2 protein-coding genes are annotated in these 2,613 nt (G+C 70.0%); both read right to left on the reverse strand.

Annotated elements, in window-relative coordinates:
• The coding region (locus tag HMPREF0731_RS15270; RefSeq protein ID WP_007005066.1) for a hemin-degrading factor at nucleotides 1–489 on the reverse strand (489 nt) is incomplete at its 3' end.
• A gap of 35 nt (nucleotides 490–524) precedes the next feature.
• Nucleotides 525–2,613: TonB-dependent hemoglobin/transferrin/lactoferrin family receptor (locus HMPREF0731_RS15275; RefSeq protein WP_007005067.1), on the reverse strand; the 2,089-nt coding region annotated here is incomplete at its 5' end.

Here is a 2,613-nt window from a genome sequence, read left to right on the forward strand (position 1 = left end):
GGCCGGCTGCTCCGGCGGGGCCGCCGCCGCCGGGTCGGCGAAGCGCTCGACCAGCGCGGCCCAGGCGGCGCGGTCGGTGCCCTCGGTCGCGTAGATCTTGTGCACGGCCACGCCGCGATCGTCGAAGATCTGGATCGCCGGCCGCTCCCCGCCGAGCGCGAAGCCGTGCGCCCAGCAGCCGGGGAACAGCCGCAGGTCGATCTCCGGTCCCAGCACCAGGATATGGCCGGGGCCGGAGGAGACGTCGCGGAACTGGCCGTAGCGCTCATGCACGGCCATGTCGTTGCGGGTCAGCGCCATGATGCGGCCGAGCGCCGGCATGGCGCCGATCAGCGCCGCCCAGTCGGCGCGCAGCGCGGTGACCGGGCCGAGCGCGCCGCTGGCCAGCAGCGCCGCCTCGGTGGTGCCGAGGCGCGATGCCGCGTCGCGGGCGCGCAGATGCGGGGTCTCCGCCTGCAGGGCGCGGAAGCGAGAGAGAAGATCGGTCATGTCTGTCTCCGTTCGACAGGGTAGCAGGGTCAGGCTCAGAAGCGCACGACGAGATTGACCGCGGCGTAGCGGCCGGGCTGGGCGTAGAGGTCGCGCGTGGTGCTGTTGGCGGCGACGCCGATCACGTCCTGCGAGTTGAAGTACTTCTCGTTGGTGACGTTGAAGAGGCCGGCGTTGATGCTGATGTCGTTGCGGAAGTCGTAGTGCATGGCGAGGTCGAGCACGGTGTAGCGCGGCGCGCGGAAATAGCTGTCCTGGCTGACGCGGTTGTGGCGCAGGGCGTGGGTGACCATCGCCTCGGCGCCGAAGCCGGATTCGTGCTGCCAGGCCAGGCCGCCCACGAAGCGCAGCGGATCGACGCTGTCGATCGGCCGGCCGGTGTCGTCATCCTCGCCGCGGGCGTAGGAGGCGCTGCCGCGCAGCGCCCAGCCCTCGGCGAACTGCCACTCGCCGCGCGCCTCGGCGCCGTAGATTTTGACGCGGCTGAGGTTGCGGTACTGGAACTGCAGCAGCCCGGCCGAGGAGATGCCGATCTGGCGGGTGTCGATGAAGTTCTCGTAGCGGTTGTAGAAGCCCGAGAGCTGGAAGAAGCTGCCATTGGCGAAGCGGCCGCGGAAGCCGATTTCCACGCCATCGCTGGTTTCGGGCTTCAGGTCGGTCGAGGGCAGGATCTCGTAGCGCGACACCGTGTTGCGGAAGCCGAGCGTCGCCGAATCATAGGGCGGCGCGCGGAAGCCATGCGCGTACTGGCCATAGACCGAATAGACCGGGTCGAGCCGCCATACGGCGCCGAACTTCGGCGAAAGCGCGAACTTGTCCATGTCCTCGAGCTGCGGCGCGGCACCGCCGAGCGAGGCGCGCAGATACTCCGCGTCGGAATTCGCCCGCAGCCCGTAATAGTCGAGCCGCAGCGCCGGCGTCAGCGTCACCGCCCCCAGCGTGATCTCGTCCTGCAGATAGGCGCCGGCCTGCCAGGTGGTGGTGTCGGGGAAGTTCTTGTTGGGGAAGGTCTCGCCGGCCACCGTGCTGGTGCTGATGCCGGTGGTCAGGTTGGTCTGCCAGCGGTCGCGCGGGCGGCTGCTCTCGGTGCGGTCGAGCGAGACGCCATAGGTCAGCACGTGGTTCAGGCCAAAAGCCTGCACGTTGGAGCCGAACTGGACGTCGCTGCTCCACACCTCCTGCTCGAAGCCGAAGATGGAGTTGCGCAGCGTGTTGCCGCTGCGCAGCTGGTTCGTGTACTCGGTGCGGTCGAGCCGGGTCCAGCCGAGCCGCGCCTCCACCCGGTCGGCGAAGAGGAAGGGCGCCTCGCGCACATAGTCGAGCGCGATGCGGCCGCGCGTCGCCCGGTCCTCGCCCAGGCTGGTCAGGATGGCGCTGGACAGTTCGCTGCGCAGATTGGTGTCGGTGTCGCGCTGATACAGCTCGCCGGTCAGGCGCAGCCGCTCGGCATCGTTCAGCCGGTAGACCAGGCGGCCGAGCACGGTGTTGGCGGTGTAGTCCTGCGGGTTGGGCAGGACATTGCCATTGGGGCGGATCTCATGCCCCTCGCGATGGGTGTAGGTCAGCAGCGCCTCGACATTGCCGGCGCGCGCCGCGCCGGTGACCGTCTGGCTGAGGCTCTGGTCGGCGCCGTTGTAGCCGAAGCGGCCGCTGAAGAAGCTGTTGCGCCCCGGCTCCAGATAGTCGGACGGGTCCTTCAGGAAATAGGAGACGACGCCGCCCAGCGCGTCCGAGCCATACAGCGCCGAGGCCGGGCCGCGCAGGATCTCGACCCGGCGCACCGTGTCGAGATCGACGAAGTCGCGCGTGTAGTTGCCGGAGCCGGCATTGCTCTCGGGGAAGTCGGGCAGGCGGATGCCGTCCACCTGCACCCGCACGCGGTTGCCGCCGATGCCGCGGATGACGAAGTTGGTGCCGCCATTGCGCGAGGGCTGGTTGCCGAAGTTCACCCCCGGCTCGTAGCGCAGCAGGTCGCGCGGCGAGGTGACGTTGCGCCGCTCCAGCTCCAGCTCGTCGGTCACGGTGATGGTGGCGGGCACATCGTCCACCGGGCGCGGCGCGCGGGTGGCGGTGACGGCCAGCGGCGGCAGCGTGACGGCGGAGGCGGCGGGCGCGGGCTCGGCG

This window comes from Pseudoroseomonas cervicalis ATCC 49957 (genome assembly GCF_000164635.1).
Classification (GTDB): domain Bacteria; phylum Pseudomonadota; class Alphaproteobacteria; order Acetobacterales; family Acetobacteraceae; genus Pseudoroseomonas; species Pseudoroseomonas cervicalis.